The sequence below is a fragment of the Bifidobacteriaceae bacterium genome (assembly GCA_031281585.1).
Lineage (GTDB): Bacteria > Actinomycetota > Actinomycetes > Actinomycetales > WQXJ01 > JAIRTF01.
This window is the reverse complement of the sequence record JAITFE010000067.1, coordinates 50,585-73,466: the sequence shown is the minus strand read 5'-3', so window position 1 is coordinate 73,466 and position 22,882 is coordinate 50,585. Positions and strand designations below refer to the sequence as shown.

Sequence of the window (22,882 nt, the reverse complement as noted above, 5' to 3'; positions counted from 1 at the left end):
TAATCTAGGCACTATTGCGCCGCTCTTCAGCGGCGCCCTTCATTGAGGCGCGGACTGGGAAAACGTCGGCCACACCTCCCTAGAATTGCGCCGCTCTTCAGCGGCGCCCTTCATTGAGGCGCGCTCATCCCGGCGGGACACCCGTGGCGGGAACACATTGCGCCGCTCTTCAGCGGCGCCCTTCATTGAGGCAAGGGCAAGGAATAAATGTTCTGATGGTGGGGATTGATTGCGCCGCTCTTCAGCGGCGCCCTTCATTGAGGCAACTCACTAGGGTGAGGGGATCAAAGGTGCCGTATTGCGCCGCTCTTCAGCGGCGCCCTTCATTGAGGCTCGGGCTTCGGTCCGGTTAAAAGCGCTGGTCGCGGATTGCGCCGCTCTTCAGCGGCGCCCTTCATTGAGGCGATGATACAGTCGTCACCATGGATGAACCCAGCGCCATTGCGCCGCTCTTCAGCGGCGCCCTTCATTGAGGCTCCCCCCGTCACGCCGCCGGGCCTCACCCGCTCGAATTGCGCCGCTCTTCAGCGGCGCCCTTCATTGAGGCCCCAAATCTCCCGCCTGTGGGGCGCGGGTGGCGATATTGCGCCGCTCTTCAGCGGCGCCCTTCATTGAGGCAGAGAAATTGTTATCGTCGTGCCCCGTCAGTCGGGATTGCGCCGCTCTTCAGCGGCGCCCTTCATTGAGGCGACAACGAACTGGCGGAGGCCCTGGTCGAGGGCAAGATTGCGCCGCTCTTCAGCGGCGCCCTTCATTGAGGCAGGACCCCGTAGTCGTCGCGAGAGGGGATCGAGTTATTGCGCCGCTCTTCAGCGGCGCCCTTCATTGAGGCGTCCAGTGTTTTCCGAACCGCCTGGCGGTGATCGTATTGCGCCGCTCTTCAGCGGCGCCCTTCATTGAGGCACCTGGAGCGGCTCCAGCAAGCCCGGACCGCCACGGATTGCGCCGCTCTTCAGCGGCGCCCTTCATTGAGGCCGGGCCTCATCTCGGCGCCGGTCAAACTTGAGTGGATGGCGCCGCTCTTCAGCGGCGCCCTTCATTGAGGCGGGTCTGCGCACGAACCTCGGTGATTCCGGCCTCATTGCGCCGCTCTTCAGCGGCGCCCTTCATTGAGGCGGGAAACCGGTCCCAGCACGTCTCTGAGCTGGGACATTGCGCCGCTCTTCAGCGGCGCCCTTCATTGAGGCCTGGAAAGGGCAGTTTCAATGCGCCTCCGCAGGTTATTGCGCCGCTCTTCAGCGGCGCCCTTCATTGAGGCGTGAGCCCCGCGCCCGCGTAACTCCCGAACGTCGCCATTGCGCCGCTCTTCAGCGGCGCCCTTCATTGAGGCTCCAGAACTGGGGGGCGATAGGCGAGTTCTTCTCGAATTGCGCCGCTCTTCAGCGGCGCCCTTCATTGAGGCTTGGAGCCCGGCCGCACGGTACGTGTCGGCCGGATTGCGCCGCTCTTCAGCGGCGCCCTTCATTGAGGCTCGCAGTTCAGTGTTCTGTGGTCAACGGTGCTGAGATTGCGCCGCTCTTCAGCGGCGCCCTTCATTGAGGCTCGACCGCCGCCGCGACCGCCGACGCGGCGACCTATTGCGCCGCTCTTCAGCGGCGCCCTTCATTGAGGCCCGACCGCATGAAACGGCCCCCAGCCGCGCCCCCCAAATTGCGCCGCTCTTCAGCGGCGCCCTTCATTGAGGCAGGCGCACCTTCGACGCCCCGTCCTTCATCCGGAAATTGCGCCGCTCTTCAGCGGCGCCCTTCATTGAGGCCAATCTCCTTAGCACGAACCCATGCCAAAGCTTCCAAATTGCGCCGCTCTTCAGCGGCGCCCTTCATTGAGGCACCCGTGCCTGGGGCTGCGTCAACCCCAAACCCGCATTGCGCCGCTCTTCAGCGGCGCCCTTCATTGAGGCACCACGACGGAGGCGTTCTACCGGGCGTTGCGGGCATTGCGCCGCTCTTCAGCGGCGCCCTTCATTGAGGCGCGAACGCCGACCTGCGGCTGGCGCAGGAAGAGGTATTGCGCCGCTCTTCAGCGGCGCCCTTCATTGAGGCATTCTGACGGAGCGGGTTCTGCGGTTCGCGTCTCGGATTGCGCCGCTCTTCAGCGGCGCCCTTCATTGAGGCGTCAGGCTTCCGCCCGGACTCCGCGAGACGCTGACGCATTGCGCCGCTCTTCAGCGGCGCCCTTCATTGAGGCTCGCGGACGTCCAGGGCTCCGTCGATGTCGGAGCGATTGCGCCGCTCTTCAGCGGCGCCCTTCATTGAGGCACGCAGTTCATCGGGGAACAACTCATCGAGCATTATTGCGCCGCTCTTCAGCGGCGCCCTTCATTGAGGCCTGAGGGCCGTGAGGGTGTTGCCTCCCCGCCACGCCATTGCGCCGCTCTTCAGCGGCGCCCTTCATTGAGGCCAGGACCCGCATGGGTTGGGCGACCACTTCACCCGGATTGCGCCGCTCTTCAGCGGCGCCCTTCATTGAGGCAACAGGTGGCAGCCCTGACACATCGCCTTCAAATTGATTGCGCCGCTCTTCAGCGGCGCCCTTCATTGAGGCTAACACTCCCAATCGTCCAACGCGTCCGGATTCGTATTGCGCCGCTCTTCAGCGGCTCCCTTCGTTGAGGCCTCCGCAGGATTTCCGCCATCGCCGGGGGAAGCGGCAATTGCGCCGCTCTTCAGCGGCGCCCTTCATTGAGGCCGCTAGTCCACCACCAGACAATTCCAGCAGCCCCATTGCGCCGCTCTTCAGCGGCGCCCTTCATTGAGGCTCTTCGACGGTCATGCCGTGGGCCTGGCGCAGGTGCTATTGCGCCGCTCTTCAGCGGCGCCCTTCATTGAGGCGAAGAGCAGGCGCTCGCCAACGTGGTGTGGGAGGAAGAGATTGCGCCGCTCTTCAGCGGCGCCCTTCATTGAGGCGCATCTCCTTTATCCGATCCGCCGTCCAGCGCCCGATTGCGCCGCTCTTCAGCGGCGCCCTTCATTGAGGCAACGAGTCCGACGGCTCCCTGACGGTGCCCGTGGACGGATTGCGCCGCTCTTCAGCGGCGCCCTTCATTGAGGCTGCTTGACTCGTCGTTGACCCTCCGGAACGCCCAGATTGCGCCGCTCTTCAGCGGTGCCCTTCATTGAGGCGCATGCAGATCGGTTCCGTGACATTCGGGACACCAAATTGCGCCGCTCTTCAGCGGCGCCCTTCATTGAGGCTGCATGAGAAGAGATCCTTGTGGCAGACTGAAGGGAAATTGCGCCGCTCTTCAGCGGCGCCCTTCATTGAGGCCCGAGCAACCTTCGGGCGGATCCGGCGAACGCGTCATTGCGCCGCTCTGCAGCGGCGCCCTTCATTGAGGCGCGACCATTGCCGATCCCTTCTTTGACGGCGCGAAATTGCGCCGCTCTTCAGCGGCGCCCTTCATTGAGGCACGTAGAGCGGCCTCTGAACCGTCGGGTTGACCTGATTGCGCCGCTCTGCAGCGGCGCCCTTCATTGAGGCGCGGTGGACCAACGGCGTGTCGGGGGGATTGACGGTATTGCGCCGCTCTTCAGCGGCACCCCTCAAAGAGGCTGTTCGAACAAACGAACGAATTTCGGTTTGTGGCATTGCGCCGCTCTTCAGCGGCGCCCTTCATTGAGGTGAGTTCACGACGCCGGAGCCGTCATGGTGAGAAGGATTGCGCCGCTCTTCAGCGGCGCCCTTCATTGAGGCATGGTCTGGCAAACCGACTTTCTCCAGCAAGGCCAAATTGCGCCGCTCTTCAGCGGCGCCCTTCATTGAGGCATTCCAGCGCCGGCCTGGGCAGCGTCCGCCGGCGGGATTGCGCCGCTCATCAGCGGCTCCCTTCATTGAGGCCATGAACGCTTCGGAGTCATTCGGGCGGACTTCACATTGCGCCCTTCCTTGAGGCTCCGCGTGCGCGCCGTGGACGGGGGCCAGCTCGCCTTATTGGGCCGCTCATCAGCGGCACCCTTCATTGAGGCCTGATCGTGTAGCCGCCAAACTCGGCGGTGCCGTCTGATTGCGCTGCTCTTGAGCGGTGCCCTTCATTGAGGCCAGGAGGAATTCAAACTCGTCCTCAGCCGCCTTTCCGATGCGTCGCCGTGAGTGCGGCGCCCTTCTTTGCCCTGGGCTGAAACCAGGCCGCTTTTCGGCACTTGATTGCCTACGGCAGGCTCAGACTCGGCTCACGAGCACCGCCGGTCACGGAGTCCGGGACCGATTGCCCCAACCGCCATCGGGTTGTGCCTGGCCCATTCCGCCGAGGGTCCTGCTTCGGGTCCCACGTGAAGTAGCCAAGGGCCCGCTGCCCTGGGCAGCGCCTGCCTGTATCGTGGCATCCGTGTCATCAGCACCTCGCAACGTGGCGTCACGTGGCGCCGAGCCCCTGGGCGCGGCCTGGCAGGAGCGGTTCGGGGCGCGGTTGCGGAGCCAACCCCTAGACGTTGCCACGGCCGCCCACGACGCGTCGCATTACCTGCTGGTGCCGCGCGGAGTCGTGACGGCGGATTCCGTTGAGGACGTGGCGGCGGCGATGCGCCTGGCCTGCGCCGAGCGGGTTGCTTTGACGTTCCGCTCCGCCGGGACGTCGCTCTCCGGCCAGGCCGGCGGCGCCGGGGTGATGGTGGACGTCAGGCGCGGGTTCACCGACCTTCACATTGATCAGCACAAAGACCAGGTGCGTTGCGGCCCCGGCCTCACGGTCAGGGCGGTCAACGCCGCGTTGGCCCGCCACGGACGGCAGCTGGGCCCCGACCCGGCCAGCGGCGTCGCGGCGACCATCGGGGGAGTGGTGGCCAACAATTCCTCCGGCATGGCCTGCGGCACCGAGTTCAACACCTACAGCACAATCCAAGGGCTCACCGTCACGCTTCCGTCCGGGACCACCATAGACACAACCTCGCCGGACGCCGCCGCGAAACTCGCCGAACTGGAGCCCGCACTCTGCGCGGGGTTGGCCAAACTGCGCGACCGCGTGCGCTCCAACCAGGACTCGCTCCGCCGCATCGCGGCCCAGTACTCGATGAAGAACACCATGGGCTACGGCCTGAACTCGTTCGCGGACTTCGCGGAGCCGATCGAGATCCTGGAACACCTGATGGTCGGCTCCGAGGGCACGCTGGGGTTCATCTCCTCGGTCACGCTCCGCACCATCCCCGTGGAGCCGTACGCGGCGACCGCCCTGATGGTGTTCGCGCGCCTTGAAGACGCGACCGACTCCATCGAAACCCTCCGCGCGGCGGGAGCCAAGACCCTGGAACTCATGGATCCGGCGTCCATCAGGGCGGCCAGGGCCGCCGCGAAAGGCCCGGACCCCGTGCCGCAGGCGACCAAGCCGACCCAGACCGCCCTGATCGTCGAAGTCCGCGCCGAAGACGAGGAAACGCTGAACGAAAGGGTAAAGGCCCTTACAGCCGTTCTGCCAGACCTGAGGCTGGATGCCCCCGCCGCGTTCACCCGCGACCCGGCCGAGCGCGACCGCCTCTGGTCCTCGCGCAACGGCCTCTACACAGCGGTGGCCGGCGCCCGCCCTCCGGGCACCACCGCCCTGATCGAGGACATCGCGGTTCCGGTGCCGGCTCTATCCGAGACCTGCGCGGGGCTCAGACAGCTCTTTGACCAGCACGGATTCCCCGACTCGGTGACCTTCGGCCACGCCAAGGACGGCAACCTCCACTTCCTCATGACCCTCGACTTGGACCGGTCCGACCAGCTCAGGAACCTGGACCGGTTCACGGACGGCCTGGTGGACTTGGTGCTGGGCAACCGCGGAACGCTTAAGGCCGAACACGGCACCGGCCGCATCATGGCGCCCTTCGTCGAAAGGCAGTTCGGCAAGGAGCTATATCAAATCATGAGGGAAGTCAAACGTTTGTTTGACCCAACCGACATGCTGTCCCCGGGGGTCCTAATCACCGCGAACCCGCGCGAACACATGGAGCACATCAAGGCCATTCCCCAAGTGGACCAAGCCTTCGACCGTTGCGTCGAATGCGGCTACTGCGAGCCGACGTGCCCAGCCAGGAACCTCACCCTCACGCCCAGGGGACGCATCGCAGCGATGCGGACCATTGCCCGCCTGGGCCCGTCCGCCAGGCGCGCGGCAGAGAAGGACTTCGCCTACAGCGCCGTCGACACCTGCGCCGCGGACTCCCTCTGCGTGATCGCCTGCCCGGTCGGGATCGACACCGGGAAGCTCATGAAGGCCCAACGGGCGGCCAGGCATCCCGCCGCGGTGCAGGCGGCGGGGGAGTGGGCCGCGAACCATTGGGGCGGCGCGGTCGCCACGCTGCGAACAGCGCTCGGCGCCGCCCAATTGCTTCCCGCGCCCGTCCTTCCCGCAGTCACCAAGGCAGCCAGATCCGTGCTGCCCGAGGATTGGGTTCCGCAGGCCGGGCCCGACCTGCCGGGTCCCGGACCGCGCCGCGCCGCCGGGGGAGTGCTGGGCGACCCCCGCGCCCCGGTCGCCGCCGTATACTTCGCCACCTGCATCAACTCGCTTTTCGCCCCGGCGCCGGACGGCCCAGGCGTGGGCGAGGCGCTGGACCGCCTGTGCCGCGAGGCGGGCCTCAGGTTGACCGTTCCGTCCGCGATCAGAGCTCTCTGCTGCGGCACGGTTTGGGAATCCAAGGGTTTGACCAAGGGCTCGGCCACCATGGCCCGGCTCACCTTCGACGCCCTTTGGGAGGCGACCGCCGGGGGAGAACTGCCCGTCGTGAGCGACGCGGCCTCCTGCACGCACGGCCTGACCGGCCTGCGGGACCATCTTGACGAGAGGCGGGCGGCACAGGCCGCAGATCTGCGGGTTGTGGACGCCGTGACCTTCGCGCGCGGCTCGATCATGCCGCGCCTGACGGTGGACGGCAAACTCGGCGCGGTGGCCGTGCATCCGACCTGTTCAACCGTGCAACTCGGGGCCAAGGAGGACTTGATCGCCTTGGCCGGGCAGGCCGCCCAAACCGTGTTCGTGCCGCTGACCTGGGGTTGCTGCGCCTTCGCCGGCGACCGGGGCATGCTCCACCCGGAGTTGACCGCCGCCGCGACCCGCCCCGAGGCGCAAGCGGTCTGGGCGGCGGAGGCCGAAAGGGCCCGCCAGGCGACCCCCGCCAGCCCTGGACCAGGCGGCCGCTTCGACGCCTACGTCAGCGCAAACCGCACCTGCGAACTCGGCATCAGCCGCGCCACCGGCCGCACCTACCGCCACATCCTGGAGGTGCTGGCGCCGCTCGCCCGGAGGGCTTGAGGCCGTGCCCCTCTCAGTACCCGCGCGACGAGTCGGCCACCGACGCGCCCACCTGCACGGCGGCGATGAACTCGGCGTGGGTCATCGGCTTGGAGAACATCGGATAGTCGAACTTGATCGCGTTCTCATGCTCCTCGACGCTGGTCGCGGCGACCGCGTCCGTCAGAGTGATGACTTCGAAACCGCGTTCGTAGGCCGAACGCATGGTCGACTCGACACAGCAGTTCGTCAGGAATCCGGCCAACGCGACCGTCTCAATGCCCTTCGACCTCAAAATAAAGTCGATGTTGGTCGACCCGAAGGCGTCCAGCCCGCGCTTGCCCTCCAGGACGATGTCGCCGGCCACCGGGGTCAACTCGTCGACAATCTGGGCGCCCCAGGTGCCCTTGACGAACGAGCCGGTGTCCACCACGCCGGCCAGGATCCCGTAGGGCTTCGGGGTCAGCTCGCCGTAGCCGGGAGCGTATTGGATCGGCGAGTGGATCACGGTGGCGCCAGCCTGGCGGACCGCGGCCGCCGTCTTGGCGGCGTTGACGAGCATGTTCGTCCGCTCCATGACGCCCGCCACCGCGTCATGCAAGGTTCCGCCGGGCGAGGTGAAGTCGTTCTGGAACTCGATCAAAACCAGCGCTGTGGTTGCGGGTTTCATGGGGCTTGTCCTTTCGTCGGCCGCGACCAGAATGTCGCGCTTGAAACTCAGTATGGGTGGACGCCCGCCGCCGTGGCAAGCCCGCGGCCCGCCGTCGTCACAGTTGAGAGGCCCGGCCGTGACTCCGCCGATGCCGTGCCAAGACTCCCAGCCCGCCCCGCGCCCCACCCCCGAAGCGCCGATAATCGACATTATGTCCGATCGAGGTTGAGAGAGGCGTCTCCGCCCTCGCCGTCCGGGCCGCCCGCCGGCCCGTCGGCCCCGGATGACGAAGCGCCCTCCCCCAATCGCCGCCCGCCGCGCCGGAGGCGCGATCACCAGATGGGCCGGTCCCAATAGCGGCCGGACCAATCCGGTTCAACCTGGCCGTCCTGGCGGTCCATCTGGCCTTGGCGGTTCCGTTCCCGCAGTTCCTCAAGGCGGTCGTTCAGGTCGTCGTCCTCGGACTCCTGGCCGCCGGTCGGGTCGCCCCCGTCCCCAGAGCCGGTCGGGTCGCTCGTCTGGCCGGTCTCGGCGCTGGCGCTCCCCTGACCGCTCTGCCCGCCGGTGCCGCCGGTTTCGCCGCCTTCCCCATCCTCCCCGTCATCCGACTCGTCGCCCTCACCGGACTGGTCGTCCTCCTCGTCGCCTCCATCCGAAGGGTCGTCTTCCGGCTCCTCGCCCGGGTCTTTGCGCTTCAGCTCCAGGCGCTGCTCCGCCTCGGCGGCGGTCTGGTCCTCGGCCGGGCATCCGCCCGCGCGCAGCGTCTCCAGGGCCTCGGTGTAGAGCTCCTGGGCGGTCAGGGGGTCCGCTGCCGCGGCCTGGTCGCCCTGGCGCTCCTGCGCCAGCGACAGGTTGATCCGCACCACGCACTCCTTGGCGGCGGGCACCCCCGCCAGAGCCTCTTTGAGCAGGTCCTCCGCCCGCGCGGCGTTCCCGCCCGCGAGCACGGCCGTGCCGTCGCCGAACCAGGCCTTCCACCGCTCCGCCATCATGAACGAACCGGCCAGCGAATACCGGTCCTCGGCCTTGGCGTGGTCCCCCGAGCTGTAGGCGCGCGCGCCGGACTGCCCCGCCCACCAGATGAACCCCAACCAGGCCGCCAACAGCACCGCGATCGCGGCGGCCGTGAACCGCAGGAACCGCGCGACCGCCGCCCGGTCCCCCGTCGCGCCGCCGGCCCGCCCGGCCGCGCGGCCGCCCCGAGCCCGCCCCGCCGCCACGCCATCGCCTCGCCCCGCCGACCCGCCAACGCCGCCGCCCATCGCGCCGCCGCTCATCGCGCCACCTCTGGGATCCTCGGGACCCCGCCGCCAACCGCAAGGCGCGGTCCGGCGGCCATCTGGCTGGCCGACTTCGCCTGGGCGGCCCGGCGCCACGCCAAGGCCAGCTCCCACACCAGCAGCCCGAGCACAGCCCACGCGAACACGAAGCCGAGGCGCCGCCCCGTCGTGGCCGAATCGGGGATTGAACGCTGGGGCAGGTCGCCCCTCCAAAACGCCTCCTCCACCGGCTGGTCGGCGGCCCGGTGCACGTACTCGACACCCAGTTCGGACGCGATCGTTCGGAGCGCCTCCTCGTCGATGCGCGAGATCCCCCGTTCACCGTCGGGGCCTCGGATGTACTCGCCCGGCCCGGTCGACTGACCCACAATCGTCTGGCGGTCCTCCAGCATGGGACCGCCCTCGGCCGTGCCGTATCCGAACACCGCTCCCCCGTCCACCAAAGGCGCGACCCCGGCGAACGAGTCCACGACCGCCTCCGTCGTCTGCTCGCCGTCGCCCAGGTAGTAGACCAGGCGCGCGCGCTCGGGATGCTCGTCGGCCAGGCGCGCCAACGTGTCCTCCAACAGGTCCAGGCCCGCGCTGATGGACGACCCGCTGGCCACCCAGGCCGGCACAGGCGTCAAAGTGTCCGCGGCGGCCGCCACGGCCCCCGGATCCGTGGACAACGGCATCAGGAGCCGGGCCGAGGAGTCGAACACGATTATCCCGACGTGCGCGCCCGCGTACTCCTCCGCCAAAGCCTTCAGGTCGGCGCGGACCCCGTCCAGCCTGGGCTCCGACCCGTCCCAGTCCTCCGCCGCTATGGAAGGCGACGTGTCCACCAGAATCAGCACATCGGCATCGGCGGCCTGGATCGAAACCCTTTCCGCGCCAAACGCCGGGTTCCACGCGATCATCACGGTCAGGGCCGCCGCCCCGCCCCGCCGGACCCAAGCCGGCCAAGCGGGTCTCCGCCGCCACCCGCCCCAGACGGCCACCCCGGCCAGTCCCGTGGCCAGCAAGGCTATCCCCCACGCCGGCCGATCGGTGACCAGCCGCCGGGGCGGCCCGTCCACGGGCGCGGCGGCCTGGGCCAGGATCGAGTCCAGAATCCGGTTGACCGACTGCCGGTCGCCGACCTCGTAGTAGCTGCCCCCCGCCGCCTCGACCTGCGTCTCCAGTTCCTCCGCCGCGGCGACGTACGCGTCCGTGTCCGGATCACCCATCGGTACGCCGTACAAGGATGGACATAAAGCGAACACATGTACGTCAGCGCCGGAGGCCAGCCCGGCCGCCTCCGCCAGCGGGAAGATCGGCTGGCCCTCAACCACGTTGTCCGTCGCGAGGATGACCGACCGCGACCGCTCCTGGTCCGAATCGTCGAAAAGCGATAGACAGGACACCAGGCCGTCTCCCGGCAGCGAGGACCCCTCCCCCAACTCCGTTCCCGCCAGGTCCGGCACCTGGTCCAGCGGCACGGTGAGCCAATCCAACCAGCTCATCGCCTCGGCGACCGCCCGGAACTGCTTCTCCAGCGGCCGCAGCACGTCCTCGATGTACACGTAGTCGTCCGTCAGGGGAAACAGCGTCACAGACGACGAGTTGAACCACGACATGGCCACCCGCTCCCCGTCGAAACCCTCGATGATCTCCCGAAACTGGCCTATCACCTCCGCGTCCACGGGGAACATGGAGCCGGACACGTCCAGGCACAGCACCACGTCGCGGGAGCGCTTCTCCTGCTCCACGACCTCCACGGACACGGGGCGCGCCGCCAGCACCACGGCGCCGAGCGCGGCCACCAGTCCGGCCGCCAGCCCGAGCGCGGTCCCCACATAATGCTGCCGCGCCACCTGCGCGTAACCCGGCAGGCTCGCGAAGCTGGTCGTGTTGGCCAGGCGGGTGCCCGCACGCTCCCGGTCGCGCCGCCGCCAGCGCCAACGCCAGACCGCCGCCAACACCCCCGCCACCGCCAGGGGCAGGATCGCCAGCAGCCACGGGTAGGCGAAGCTCATGCGCGCACCGCCCGCCGCGCCCGCTCGGCCAATTCGCCCACGTCGCCCTGCCCCTTGACCCCGAACTCCACCGGATAGGCGGCCTCGATCAGGGCGGTCAGCTTCGGCAAGTCGCCCTTCACCCGCAGGTCCAGGAGCGTCAACACGGCCGCGTCGCGGCCGGTGAAGTCCCGCACCAGCGCCGCCAACGCCTCCGCGGCGGCCCGGTCGGTCAGCTCGCCCGCCCGCCAGGCCCGCTCCAGCCGGTCGATCTCCGCCAGCGCCGCCTCCGCCCCGGTCGGCCCCGTCACGGGGTCAAGACTGCGGGCAGCGGCCTCGCCAGCCTTCCGCCGATGCCGTCCGAGCAGCCGCCGCAGCCACGGCCAGGCCGCGAGCACGGCCGCCACGACCAGCAGCACAATGGCGAGGGCCGGCCACCAGGCGGAAAACGCCTCCGGCGGCAGCGGCTCGACCACGTCACCGCCCGGCATGCCGATGCCTCTCCAGCACCCCGATGAGCGTTTCCACCAAATCATCCTGCCCGGTCACGCGCCCGTGGGCGATCCCCCGCGTGGCCAATGCCCGCTCAATGGTCTGCGCCCGCACCGACGTGACGGTGGCCGCCTCGTACCGCAACCGGGGGTGCCAGCGCACCTCGTCCGGGACCCGCAGCCCGGTCTCCACGTCGAACGGGTCGAGCGCGCCCGCGTCCGCCAGATTCATGTCCGCGATCCTCACCACCATGATCTGGTGGCGGGCGTGCAGCATGGTCAGGGACCGTGCCCCGTTTGGCCCCAAATCGGCATCGTCTGTGATCAGAACCGCTATGCCGTGCGGAAGACGGGACCGCACGGCCAGGTCCAGCACGGCCGGCAGGTCGGATTCCGGCCCGTCCGGGTCCACCGTCTCATCTGACAGGCGCTGCAGCAAGTACTCGGCGTGCGCCCGCGATCCGCGCGGGGCGATCGCGGCCAGGCCCCCGGCGTCCCCGAAGACCGCCCCCACCACGTCGCGGTGCCGGATCGCCAAATGCGCGAACACCCCCGCCACGTCCAGCGCCAACTGAAGCTTCGAGGTGCCGTCGGGCGCGACCGCGGTCATGGACCGCCCCGTCGAAACGAGCAGCAGCAGGTGGTTCTTGTGCTCCGGCAGATAGCGGCGCACCAGCGGCTTGCCGGCGCGGGCCGTCGCCTTCCAGTCGATGTCGGAGACCGGGTCGCCGGGCACGTATTCGCGCAGATCCTCGAAATCGGTTCCCCGGCCCCGGAACACCGACGTGTAGTCGCCGTCCAGCACCAGCCGCGCGCGGCGGTGCGAATGCAACTCGAGCAGCGCCTGGACGGCCGCGAGGCGGCCGGGGCGGCCAGGCCGGCCGGTCATGGCGTGGGCGTGGCCGCGAAAATCGCGTCGATGACCGACTCCGGCCGCACCGAGTCCGCCACCGCCTCATAGGTCAGGATCAACCGGTGGCGCAGGACTTGGTGGCGGAGATACTTCACGTCCTCCGGCACAACGTGGTCGCGGCCGGACAGCAGGGCGATCGCGCGTCCAGCGGACTGGAAAGCCAGCGACGCCCTGGGCGAGGCGCCGTATTCGATGTACCGTCCCAAGTCGCCCACCGCTCTGGCGTTCCGGGTCGCCGCGACCAGGCGCACAATGTAGTCCTTGACGGAACGGGCGATGTGGACCCGCCGCGCCAACGCCTGCATGGCCATAATGTGTTCGGGGCTGACCACGGCGGTCAACGCGGCCGCGTCCTGGTCCGCCTGATCCATGATCTTGAGCTCCTCGTCCGGCGATGGATACGTGATGACCTCTTTGAGGAGGAACCGGTCGAGTTGCGCCTCCGGCAACTCGTACGTGCCCTCCTGTTCGATCGGGTTCTGCGTCGCGAAGACTATGAAGGGTTCCGGCAACCGGTGGATCTGGCCCGCCAGCGTGACCTGACGTTCCTGCATGGCCTCCAGCATGGCGGACTGCGTCTTGGTGTTGGCCCGGTTGACCTCGTCGACCAGCACGAAGTTGGCGTTGATCGGGCCGATCTCCGTGTAGAAAGTGGACCGGGCCGAGTCGAACACCTGGGTGCCCACAATGTCCGAAGGCAGCAAATCCGGCGTGCACTGAATGCGGGAGAACGTGCCCCCGCAAAGCGTGGCCAACGTCCGCGCCGCCGTGGTCTTGGCCAGCCCCGGCACCGACTCCAACAGCACGTGCCCGTTCGCCAGCAACCCCGCCAGCAGAGACCACCAAAGCCCGGTCTGCCCCACCACGCGGGTGCGGTACGACTGCGACAGCCGCTCAACCAAAGCGACTGTTTGTTCTAGCTCTGCCCGCTGGATCGGTTCGGCCATGCCCCCAAGACTACTTGGCGTGGGCCAATGCTCCGGCATGGGTCAACTGATCGACCGCCGCCCAAGGGCCCTCAACCGTCACCTGATGCAGCCATTGGTGAATCGCCCTGACCCCTGAAAGCTCCTCGGGCCGCTTCAGCCAGCCGAACCCGGCCTTCGGCTTCGCCTCCTCGCCCGCCTCGCCGGTCGGCGCAGTCGGGCAGAGCAAGCGCACCCGCGCATGATACGGCGCCACGCCGTGGGCCACCTCAGCCAGGAACTCTTCGTCGCGGCTGGCCAAGGTGATGACCAGCGAACTGCCCCCGTCGTTGGCCAGGCGCACAGCGCCGCCTATGGACCCGTAGCCGGCTATCGACACGACCGGCCCAAACGGCTCCACGTCGCAAAGGACCGGCGTCGGCTGGTCGAACACCAGAACCGTGGGCTCGAAATACGGGCCGTTCAAGTGCCGGGGTTTGGCGCCGCCCCGGACAATCCGGCCGCCGAACGTCACCAATTCTTTGACCTGGCGGCGCAGATGGCGCAGTTGGCTGTGATCCATCAACGGGCCCACGGTGGTTGTCGGATCGGCCGGATCGCCCACCTTGGCGGTCCGGTCAAGGTAGCGGCTGAGCGCGTCCGCGAACTGGTTCACCCGCGGACGCGGCACCAACACCCGGCGAATCGCCGTGCCGGTCTGGCCCGCATGGGTGGTCATCTCGTGGGCCACGCAACGCACCAGGGCCTCGAAACCCCTGGACCCCGGGGCCTCGTCCGGCCCCAGAACGGCCGCGTTGACGCACATGGTCCCCGTGATGAGCTTGACCCGGCCGGAGGCGACCTTTGGCTGCTGCGACAGCTTGAGCGCAGCCCGCCCCGAGCCGGTGAAGCAGACCCGGTCCCCCAGTTTGAGGTGATCCCAATACGTCTCAATGTTCCCGTTCAGCAATTGCAGCGAACCGGATGGCGCCAGCCGGGCCTCCACCAACAGCCGGATGATCTCGGTGGCGACCGGCGCGGTCGCCACCGCCGGCTTGACAATGATCGGGACACCAGCCAGGAACGCCGGCGTCAGGCGGGCTGTCGAACTCCAACGGAAGTAGCTGCTGGCGTTGACAATCACCCCGACACCCCGCGGCGACACGTACAGGTGGCGGGCGGTCAGGTCCGAATCGCGCCCAAGCGCCACGGCCGGGCCGTCCGGCGCGATGGTCGCGTCCGGCAAGTCCGCCAGCGTCGCGTCGGCCAAACCCCGCATCACGCCCAGAGCGGCGGCCAAGTCGCCCACCGCGTCCCGCCGGGTGGCGCCCACCCGAATGCTGAGGCGATACAGGCTTTCCGAATTGGCCTGCAGGTGATCCGCCAATTTCAACAGAATCCGGGCGCGTTCGTGAAAGGTCAACCGCGTCATCCCCGGCACACCGGCGCGGCGCGCGAACCTGAGCGCGGCGGGGACCAGCGGATCAGCCGAATCGCCGCTCGTGGCCACCCAGTCGCCCCCGACATAACTGAAGCTGGTCATCGCATATCCTTTCGGGCGTGGAGTTGAAACTCGGAGAATTGGCGTCCAAACTCGGCATTGAGATAATCGACCCCTCGCCCGACCATTTCGTTGGCCGCATGCCGGTCGCGGGGAACCGCCAGCCGTTCGGCCGCCTCCACGGCGGCGCCACGGCGGCCTTGGGGGAAACCCTCGGCTCTTTGGCGGCCACCGCGCACGCAGCCGGACAAGGGCGGATCGCCGTGGGCGTGGACGTGAACACCACCCATTACCTGGGCGTTCGCGATGGCCATGTCACCGGCACCGCCCGCCCTTTGCATTTGGGAGAACACCTGACCAGCCACGAGGTGACGGTCGAGGACGATTCGGGCCGCCTGATCGCGACCGTTCGAATCACAAACATGCTGCTGGATCCGGGCACGCGTTGACCCGGCCCAATTCCCGCGTACCACCGCCGGGGCCTTCACAAGGCAGTTAAACACTGTCTTCTTCCTCAGTGGCGAGGTCTGAGCCGTTGAGGTCCGGTGCGCCACGCCAAGGGGGACTGACGCCGGGTTCGGATGGACCGGTTTCCATCCGCGCCTCGTTGTCAACCTAACACGGAACCGGCGGCGTGCCCCAATCGCGGGCTTCGCCTGGCGACCCGAGCGCTGCCACCAGCCCGGTATTGTCGGGGATGGGCTTTGGCGGCCCAAACCAAAGCGGGCGGGAGGCGAGCGGGTGCTGGGATCGTTGTGGCGGCATCGTCCACCGGGGGCGTCGCTGTTCTTGCTGATCGCCGCCGCGATTGTGCTCCTCCCCCCGCACCCGCCCCAAGTCGACGCGAGCGGGCCCCGGCAGCCGCCAGACCTGCCGGCCAAGCCGACCTGGGGCGCCGCCATCGACCTGGCGGGGTTGGTGGACGGCGAATTCGACTCCGTGGACTTCAAAGGCTTCCTGGGCGACCACACCGGCCTGGTGTTGGCCCAGAACGACTGGGCGCTTGAAGAAGGCGAACCCCCTCGCGCCGACGCGCCCATCGCCGCCGTCGCCGGGTTCGACCCGGACTCCGGCGAACGCCGGTGGCAGGTCGACATAGACGGATCGCTCAGCCAAGGATTCGCCTCGGCCACGTTCGGCGACTTCATGGTGGACCCCAGGGGCATGGTCGCCGTCTCCGCCTTCGGCGAGTCCGGCGGCGGCCAGTCCCATCCGACCGCGACGATCGGGGCCCAGGGCGAGGTCATGTCGGTGACGGACGACATTGGCGGCCAACTGCTCGGGTTGGGCACCGGAGTGCTGTTGATCTGGGACAACACGCCCGGATATGAGCGCCAATCCGCCTACCGGGCCGAAGACCTGAGCCAGCCGGTTTGGGAGGCGTACGCCCTTCCGGACTCGCTTGACACCACCACTTTCAACCTGTGGACCGGGACCTACTGGACCGCGCCGGAAGCCCGCGTGATCAGCGTGGACACCGGCCAACCGACTGCGCTGCGCCGCAACCTTGCGGGCGGGGCCCATCTCCTGGCCAACGGCCCCTACGACCTGGTCTTGCGGTGGGAGGGGCGAGACGGCAAGGCCATGCGGGTCGATCCGCAAACCGGCGAGCCTTTGTGGGGGTCGCCCGTGGAGGATCTCAACCCCGATCAGCGGCTCGAGGTCCGGGAGGACACTTTGCTGACAGGCCCGACAACGGCCGACGCGGCGGACACGATCTGGGCCCGGGACGCGGCCACCGGCCGGGGCTTGTGGACCGCCACCGGGACTGTGGGTGCGGTTCGCGGCCGAACCGCCCTGATCCTCAACGGTTCGAGCATAGCCACCCGAGACCTGCGCACCGGGCGGCAGTTCGCCCACACCCGCATAACCGGCCGCTACCGCCTGGTCGGCGTGGGTGCCAAGACGGTGTACATCCAAGTGATTGGGGACGACCGCCGCGAACTTGCCGCCTACTCCCTTGACGGCCTGAACAAACTCTGGTCGCTCGACTCCGCCGTCCAAGCCAGCGACCATTGGATCTGGTACCGCTGGACCGACAACCGGCTGTTCGCGGAGTTCTCCTCCGATCACGACCATGTCATCCGCCAACTGGTTCCGGCCGGATAGGTCCGCTTGGGAGGTTTCTCCGTTCCGGTATCCGCAACTTCAGCGGGGCGCCGGGCGGTGGAGGCCGGTATTGTCGAAGACCGGTCCGTGCGCCTGAACGGGCCGGACGGGAGGTGAGTCGGTGCTGGGAGCGGTGTGGCGGCATCGTCCACCGGGTTCCGCCCTGGCCATTTTGGCGGTGGCGGCCGTCTTCGTATGGCCGTCGCTGCCGCACAAGAGCGACAACTACACGCCCGGCCAACTGCCGGACTTCGCGGCCCAGCCCGTGTGGGGCGACGCGATCGACTTGGCGGAGCTGGCCGGCGGCGACTTTGCCGCCGTCGAGTTTCGGGGGTTCCTGGGCGAACAGACCGGGCTGGTGGTCGCCACGAGCGACGTGGCGGTGCAGTTGGCCGACGAGCCTGGCAGTCCCCAGGCTGACCCGCCCGCCAGGCTCGTGGCGTTCGACCTGGACTCCGGCGAACCCTCATGGCTGATCGACGTCGACAAGTCCTTGGGCGAGGAATTCTCCGACGCGTACATCCCAGAGGTGCTGCTGGACCCCGACGGGTTGATCGCGGTGTACGCCGTCAAGATCGATGACGGCGGTTTCCGCTATCCGGCCGCGACGATCGGGGCCTCGGGAGAGGTTCTGTCAAAGACGTCGGACATCGGCGGCGAAATGGTGGGCTTGGGCACCGGCGTGGTGTTGGTCTGGTCCAGCACGCTGGGCGAAGAGCATCAGGCCGCTTATGACGCCACGGACCTCGGCCGTCCGCTGTGGCGGGCCCACGCCTATTCCGACTCGCTGTCGACCAGAACCCACAACTCGTGGACGGGCACCTATTGGACCGCGCCGAACGACCAAGTCGTCGACGTGGACACCGGCCAACCCACCGAACTGCGCGTCGGCCCGTTCAACCCCGGAGTCACTTTCTCCCTAGTCCACGGGCCTGGGGATCTGGTCCTGCGCCGAGTGGGCGAGGACGGCCCCGTCATGCTGGTCGATCCGGCGACCGGCGCTCCGTTGTGGGAATCCGCGGCGGCCAGCGCGCAGGGGGACCTAGCGCTTGAGACCCGCGGACGCACCCTCCTGGTGGGACCCACAGTGCGGGAGCGATCCGGCCTGCTGTGGGCCCGCGACCTGGCGACGGGCACCGCCCTGTGGACGGGCGCCGGCAGAATCGGCGCGGTTCGCGGGGACGCCGCCCTGATCCTGCGCGGCCAGCACATGACGACACGCAAGCTGCGCTCAGGACGGGAACTGGCCCGCATGACCCTTCCCCCAAGCTTCAGCTTTGTCGGCGCCGGATCCGCCACCGTCTACCTCCAGCCCTGGGACGGCGACCGCCGTGAACTGACCGCCTACGCCCTTGACGGCCTGGAGGAACTCTGGTCGATCGACACCAGCCCGGCCCTGGCCGGAGCGGACTCGGTCTGGTACCGCTGGACAGAGAGCCGGCTGTTCGCGGTCTACACCTTCGGGGAGCGCGAGACGATCAGGGAACTGATGCCTGGCGATTAGACGGCGGAGGCGTCCCTATACCCACTTGACCAGGGCGTTCATCGGATCGCTGGTTATACTCGCCATTTCGAGTCTATTTGTACTCGAACTGGCGAGTATAAATCTCGCCCTCGCATCGGCATGCGCCAGGAGGCAGCCATGGACGGCCTGCGGCCCATCAAGCCCAACCCCGGATCCGAACTCGACCCGGCCAACTTCGTGGGCCGCGACCGCATCACGGCGCAAGAGGTCGGTCACACCTTTGACGCTTTCGTTGACGACCGCGACCAGAGCCACGCGGTGACCGAGTTCGTCACCCGAATCGATCCTTACTACGCCGACGACAAGGACCTGGCCTTCAAGATCCTCGACCACGGCGACGGCACCCGCGAGCCTCACCGTGAAAGCCATTCGGGAACGGTGCGGCGACGATCCCCGCTTCGGGGACGTGCTCGAAGCGCTCATCGCCGACCACTACCTGGTGTCGCTTCTTGGCGGCCTCACGCCCGCCCAGACGAAAGGGTTGACCCAGCGGTGCGCTCGGCCTCGAATGTCGCCCTTTGTGCGCCTTTTGGAGCCTTTTTGGAGCCGAGCGTAGGTTCTTGTCTGGTCTTCGCCGTCGACTGTCGGATTCCATCTGGCGCAAGGAGTCGAATGTAGATTCCTGTCTTGGTCTCATTTGCGTAGCGCCTGTTCAGAGGCTCGCGGTCCACTTTGGAGTAGATGGGATCCTACGCTCGGGCAGGCCGCGCAGATCGGATCGTACACTCGGGCGGCTAAGCCAGACGGAACCCTACACTCGCCGGTTCAGACCAGACAGGAACCTACATTCGCCGTCCCGCTTCAGATGAGAACCTACACTCGCTTTCGGCGGCGCTAGTCTGGGACTACCCGACTCCCAAGTTAGGCGGTGGCGCGTGTCTGAGCCGATGGAATCCACGATCTACGCCCGCGTCTCGCGCGTCGGTCGGGGGTCGCCCGCGACGAGCGCCGCGCGCGAACCGTGCCCGCCCGCCATGTCGCGTCCGGAACACCGCCTATGAGCCGCCGCCAGCGCGTTGACTGCCTGATCATTGACGACGAGGCCGCGCTTTCGCAGGCCACCGTCGAGTACTTCACCATGTTGGGAACCCCGGCCGCTTGGGCGCCGGACTCGGCGGGCGCCCTGACCCTCTTGGCCAACAACGACGTCGGCGTGATCCTGCTGGACATCAATTTGGAGGGCGAGTCGGGGTTCGCGCTGTGCCGGCGGCTGCGCCGCGAGACCGACATCCCCATCCTGTTCATCTCCGCCCGCGGCGGCGATGACGACATCCTGTTGGGCCTCGGCGTGGGCGGGGACGACTACATCGCCAAGCCCTATTCCCTGGCGGTCCTGCACGCCAAGGTCCAGGCGGTGCTGCGCCGAAGCCGCCAGAGCGCGGCACCCGCGGCGGGGCCAGCGGCCCGCCAGGCCGGAGACCTCGTCGGCCCAGACCTCGCCCCCACCGACCTCTCCCCCATGGAGTTCGCCAACGCAGACCTCTCCCCCATGGAGTTCGCCAACGCAGACCTCGCCAACGCAGACCGGACCCACGCAGACCCCGCCCACGCCCACGCGTCGCAAGAGTTCCGGTGCGGCCAAATCCAACTCCGATTCGACCTGGAGCGGGCGTTCGGCCCGGCCGGCCCCATCGCCCTCACCGCGATCGAGTACGCCCTGCTCGCGCGCCTGGCCCGCGCGCCCGGCCAGGTGGTGCCCAAACGCGAGCTCTTCGTGGCCGCGTGGGGCCACACCCAGGTTGGCGAGGGCGCCCTCAACGTCCACATCCGCCGCCTGCGCGCCAAGCTGGCGGCCGCCGCCCCCGGCCACGACCAACTGATCTCCACCGCCTGGGGGGTCGGCTACGCGCTCGACCCGGACCGCGCCGCCGCATGACCGCCCGCCGCCTCGCCGTCGCGTTGACTGCGGCCGTGGCCGCGTTGACCGCGCTGGCCTGGGCGCTCATCAAGCCGCCCCAGCCCCCCACCCCCGACCTGCCCGCGCTCAACGACGTCGCGGCCCAGTTGACACGGGAGATCAGCCGCGTGGGTACCGCTGGATACGAGTTGCCGAACCCGCCGGGCACTCCCCCGTACGCGGTGGTCGGCCCTGATGGCCGCTTGCTCGACGCCACCGGCCCCGACGCCCCCGGCACCGTCGCCGCCGCTATCAACCGCCGGGGCACGGTGCTCAACCTGCTGGACGGCGACCGCTTGGCGGGCCAGGTTTTGTTCGCCACCGCCGACGATGCCGCCCTGGCCGCCCAGGCCAAAGCCCTCCGGTGGACGTTCGTCGCCTTGGCGGCGGCCCTGGAGATCGCCGCCCTGGCCCTCCTTTGGCGAGCGCACCGGACCATGTTGCGCCCCTTCCGCGAGATGCGGGCGTTCGCCCGCCAGGTGGCCGCCGGGGACTTGGACGCGCCGCTCAGGATGGACAAGGCGAACGCCTTCGGCGCGTTCACGGAGGCGTTCGACCTGATGCGCGGAGAGCTGAGCGACGCCCGCGAGCGGGAACGCGCCCAGGACCGGGCCCGCAAGGAACTGGTGGCCTCCCTGGGTCACGACATGAAGACGCCGGTCGCGTCCATCAAAGCGGTGGCGGAGCTCATGGCCGCCCAGACCAGTGACGAACAGGCGGCCAAGCGGCTGGCTGTGATCGGCGCGAAGGCGGACCAGATAGACGCCCTCGCGTCGAATCTGCTGGACGGCGCCCTCCAGGACCTAGAGGTCTTGCCCGTCAACCCCCGCGAGATCGGCTCCCGGGAGGTCGCCGAAATGCTGACCGAGGCCGACCACCTGGGTTGGCTGGACGGCGCCGCGCTCCCGGACTGCCTGGTCAAAGCGGACCCGCTGCGCCTGGCGCAAACGCTGGGGAACATTGTCGCGAACTCGTACAAGTACGGGGCGCCGCCCATCCGGCCGGCGGCGCGCATCGAGGCGGGCTGGCTGGTCCTGACCCTGGCGGACGGCGGCCCCGGCGCGGACCCGGAGGAGCTCTCGCTCCTGACCCGCAAGTTCTACCGGGGACGGGCGGGTGCCGGGAAGACCGGGGCGGGCTTGGGCCTGTACCTGGCCGATCACCTGATGACCCGCATGGGCGGACACCTGACCTGCGAAAACGCCGAAGGCAGCGGTTTCGCGGTGACGTTGCGCCTGGCCCTCGCCTGACAGCCGATGCCGTCGCCCCACAGTCGGTATCGCGATGGCCTTGCGCCCAACCTCCGCTTGACCGCCGATGCCGTCCGCCGCGCAACCGGTTTCACGGCGACGCCGCGCCCGGCACCCGCCTGACCGCCGATGCCGTCCGCGCCGCAGGCGGCTTCGCGGTGGCCTTGCGCCCAACCCCCGTCTGACAGCCGACGCCGTCCGCCCGCAGTCGGTTTCGCGTAAGGATTCCGTAAGGCGCTGCGGCCGCCGCGCCGGGACGGCGTAAGGATTGCGGCGGCAGGATGGAGGGCATGGCCACCCCAGCCCTGATCGAGACCGAGAAGCTCTCCAAGACGTTCTCCCGCGAAGGCGTGCAGCAGCACGTTCTGCGAAACCTGGACCTGACGATCCGCCAAGGCGACTTCACCGTCATCATGGGCGCGTCCGGCGCGGGCAAATCCACGCTGTTGTACGCGCTGTCCGGCATGGACACTCCCACGCTTGGGGACGTGCGCTTCCAGGGCCGCTCGCTGGCCGGGCTCTCGCAGAGCGCGCTGGCCCGGTTCCGCCGGCGCGCCTGCGGGTTCGTGTTTCAGCAGATCCATCTGTTGGAGACGCTCTCCCTGTTCGACAACGCGATGGCCGCCGGGTTGCTCGTGTCAAAGGACCGGGCGGCGGTGGCGCGGCGCGCCGAGGAGTTGTTCGCGCAGGTCGGCATTGACCAGGCGACCTGGCGCAAGCTCCCCGCCCAAACCTCCGGCGGCGAAGCCCAGCGCGCCGCCGTGGTCCGCGCGCTGGTCAACTCCCCGGCGGCGCTCTTCGCGGACGAGCCGACCGGCGCCCTCGACCAGACGTCCGGCACGGCCGTGCTGGACGCCCTGACGGCCGCCAACCAGGGCGGCCAGAGCGTGGTCCTGGTGACCCACGACCTGAAGTCCGCCCGCCGCGGCGACCGCGTGTTGTATCTGAGCGACGGGCAAATCGCGGGTGAGTTGGACCTGCGCGCGATAAGCGGCGGCGCAAACGCCCCGGCTGGCGAGGGCCACGGGGGTGCCAACGCAGCACGTGGGCCTGGCGGGGCGGAAACGGTGGCGGCCGGCCCCGCCGACGCCCGCGGTTCGGGCCACCGCCCCGGTTCGGGCCCGGACGCGGCGCGCGCCCAGGCCCTGCGCTCCTTCCTGATCGACCAGGGGTGGTGAC

Annotated in this window: 15 protein-coding genes and 1 CRISPR repeat array; of the genes, 7 read left to right on the top strand and 8 right to left on the bottom strand. The window is 68.7% G+C overall.

The features are described from left to right. Positions 1 to 13: 13 nt before the first annotated feature. Positions 14 to 3,837: direct repeats of the CRISPR family, unit length 36 nt; unit sequence ATTGCGCCGCTCTTCAGCGGCGCCCTTCATTGAGGC. A gap of 487 nt (positions 3,838 to 4,324) precedes the next feature. Continuing rightward, positions 4,325 to 7,225: an FAD-binding oxidoreductase gene (locus LBC97_08145; protein ID MDR2566016.1), complete on the top strand. Its 2,901-nt coding sequence runs from the start codon at positions 4,325 to 4,327 to the stop codon at positions 7,223 to 7,225. Between the two features lie 13 nt (positions 7,226 to 7,238). Here the strand turns inward: LBC97_08145 and LBC97_08140 are convergent, their stop codons facing one another. The 7 genes from LBC97_08140 to LBC97_08110 all read right to left on the bottom strand — a co-directional run bounded on the left by LBC97_08140 (position 7,239) and on the right by LBC97_08110 (position 14,964). Next, complete coding sequence (locus LBC97_08140) at positions 7,239 to 7,874, bottom strand: cysteine hydrolase (protein ID MDR2566015.1); 636 nt, start codon at positions 7,872 to 7,874, stop codon at positions 7,239 to 7,241. Between the two features lie 314 nt (positions 7,875 to 8,188). Then, complete coding sequence (locus tag LBC97_08135) at positions 8,189 to 9,133, bottom strand: hypothetical protein (protein MDR2566014.1); 945 nt, start codon at positions 9,131 to 9,133, stop codon at positions 8,189 to 8,191. Next, positions 9,130 to 11,133: a VWA domain-containing protein gene (locus LBC97_08130; GenBank protein ID MDR2566013.1), complete on the bottom strand. Its 2,004-nt coding sequence runs from the start codon at positions 11,131 to 11,133 to the stop codon at positions 9,130 to 9,132. Before LBC97_08130 ends, LBC97_08135 begins: the two co-directional genes overlap by 4 nt. Continuing rightward, complete coding sequence (locus LBC97_08125) at positions 11,130 to 11,603, bottom strand: hypothetical protein (GenBank protein MDR2566012.1); 474 nt, start codon at positions 11,601 to 11,603, stop codon at positions 11,130 to 11,132. Before LBC97_08125 ends, LBC97_08130 begins: the two co-directional genes overlap by 4 nt. Further along, complete coding sequence (locus LBC97_08120) at positions 11,590 to 12,492, bottom strand: DUF58 domain-containing protein (protein MDR2566011.1); 903 nt, start codon at positions 12,490 to 12,492, stop codon at positions 11,590 to 11,592. Before LBC97_08120 ends, LBC97_08125 begins: the two co-directional genes overlap by 14 nt. After that, positions 12,489 to 13,463 carry a MoxR family ATPase gene (locus tag LBC97_08115; GenBank protein ID MDR2566010.1) on the bottom strand — a complete coding sequence of 325 codons (975 nt, stop codon included), beginning with the start codon at positions 13,461 to 13,463 and terminating at the stop codon, positions 12,489 to 12,491. Before LBC97_08115 ends, LBC97_08120 begins: the two co-directional genes overlap by 4 nt. Before the next feature lie 10 nt (positions 13,464 to 13,473). Further along, positions 13,474 to 14,964 (bottom strand): aldehyde dehydrogenase family protein, encoded by a 1,491-nt coding sequence (locus LBC97_08110; GenBank protein ID MDR2566009.1) that lies wholly within the window; start codon positions 14,962 to 14,964, stop codon positions 13,474 to 13,476. Positions 14,965 to 14,981: 17 nt separating this feature from the next. On the opposite strand from LBC97_08110, the gene LBC97_08105 reads away from it, so the two are divergent. From LBC97_08105 to LBC97_08095, 3 genes are all read left to right on the top strand, one after another. After that, positions 14,982 to 15,371 (top strand): hotdog fold thioesterase, encoded by a 390-nt coding sequence (locus tag LBC97_08105; GenBank protein MDR2566008.1) that lies wholly within the window; start codon positions 14,982 to 14,984, stop codon positions 15,369 to 15,371. 292 nt (positions 15,372 to 15,663) lie between these two features. Continuing rightward, on the top strand, positions 15,664 to 17,031 hold the full coding sequence (locus LBC97_08100) for a hypothetical protein (GenBank protein MDR2566007.1): 1,368 nt from the start codon (positions 15,664 to 15,666) through the stop codon (positions 17,029 to 17,031). A gap of 121 nt (positions 17,032 to 17,152) precedes the next feature. Then, the gene (locus LBC97_08095; GenBank protein MDR2566006.1) at positions 17,153 to 18,535 is read left to right on the top strand and encodes a hypothetical protein; all 1,383 of its coding nucleotides are present in this window, start codon (positions 17,153 to 17,155) and stop codon (positions 18,533 to 18,535) included. Positions 18,536 to 18,550: 15 nt separating this feature from the next. Here LBC97_08095 and LBC97_08090 read toward each other — a convergent pair whose 3' ends face one another. Next, entirely contained in the window at positions 18,551 to 18,925 is a 375-nt protein-coding gene (locus tag LBC97_08090; GenBank protein ID MDR2566005.1) for a hypothetical protein, read from the bottom strand. A gap of 628 nt (positions 18,926 to 19,553) precedes the next feature. Here LBC97_08090 and LBC97_08085 point away from each other — a divergent pair. The 3 genes from LBC97_08085 (at position 19,554) to LBC97_08075 (ending at position 22,881) form a co-directional block, all read left to right on the top strand. Next, positions 19,554 to 20,432, top strand: coding sequence for a response regulator transcription factor (locus LBC97_08085; GenBank protein MDR2566004.1), 879 nt, complete (start codon positions 19,554 to 19,556; stop codon positions 20,430 to 20,432). Beyond that, positions 20,429 to 21,703 (top strand): HAMP domain-containing histidine kinase, encoded by a 1,275-nt coding sequence (locus LBC97_08080; GenBank protein ID MDR2566003.1) that lies wholly within the window; start codon positions 20,429 to 20,431, stop codon positions 21,701 to 21,703. The genes LBC97_08085 and LBC97_08080 overlap by 4 nt, the downstream gene beginning before the upstream one ends. Before the next feature lie 290 nt (positions 21,704 to 21,993). Next, complete coding sequence (locus LBC97_08075) at positions 21,994 to 22,881, top strand: ABC transporter ATP-binding protein (GenBank protein ID MDR2566002.1); 888 nt, start codon at positions 21,994 to 21,996, stop codon at positions 22,879 to 22,881. Position 22,882 lies beyond the last annotated feature (1 nt).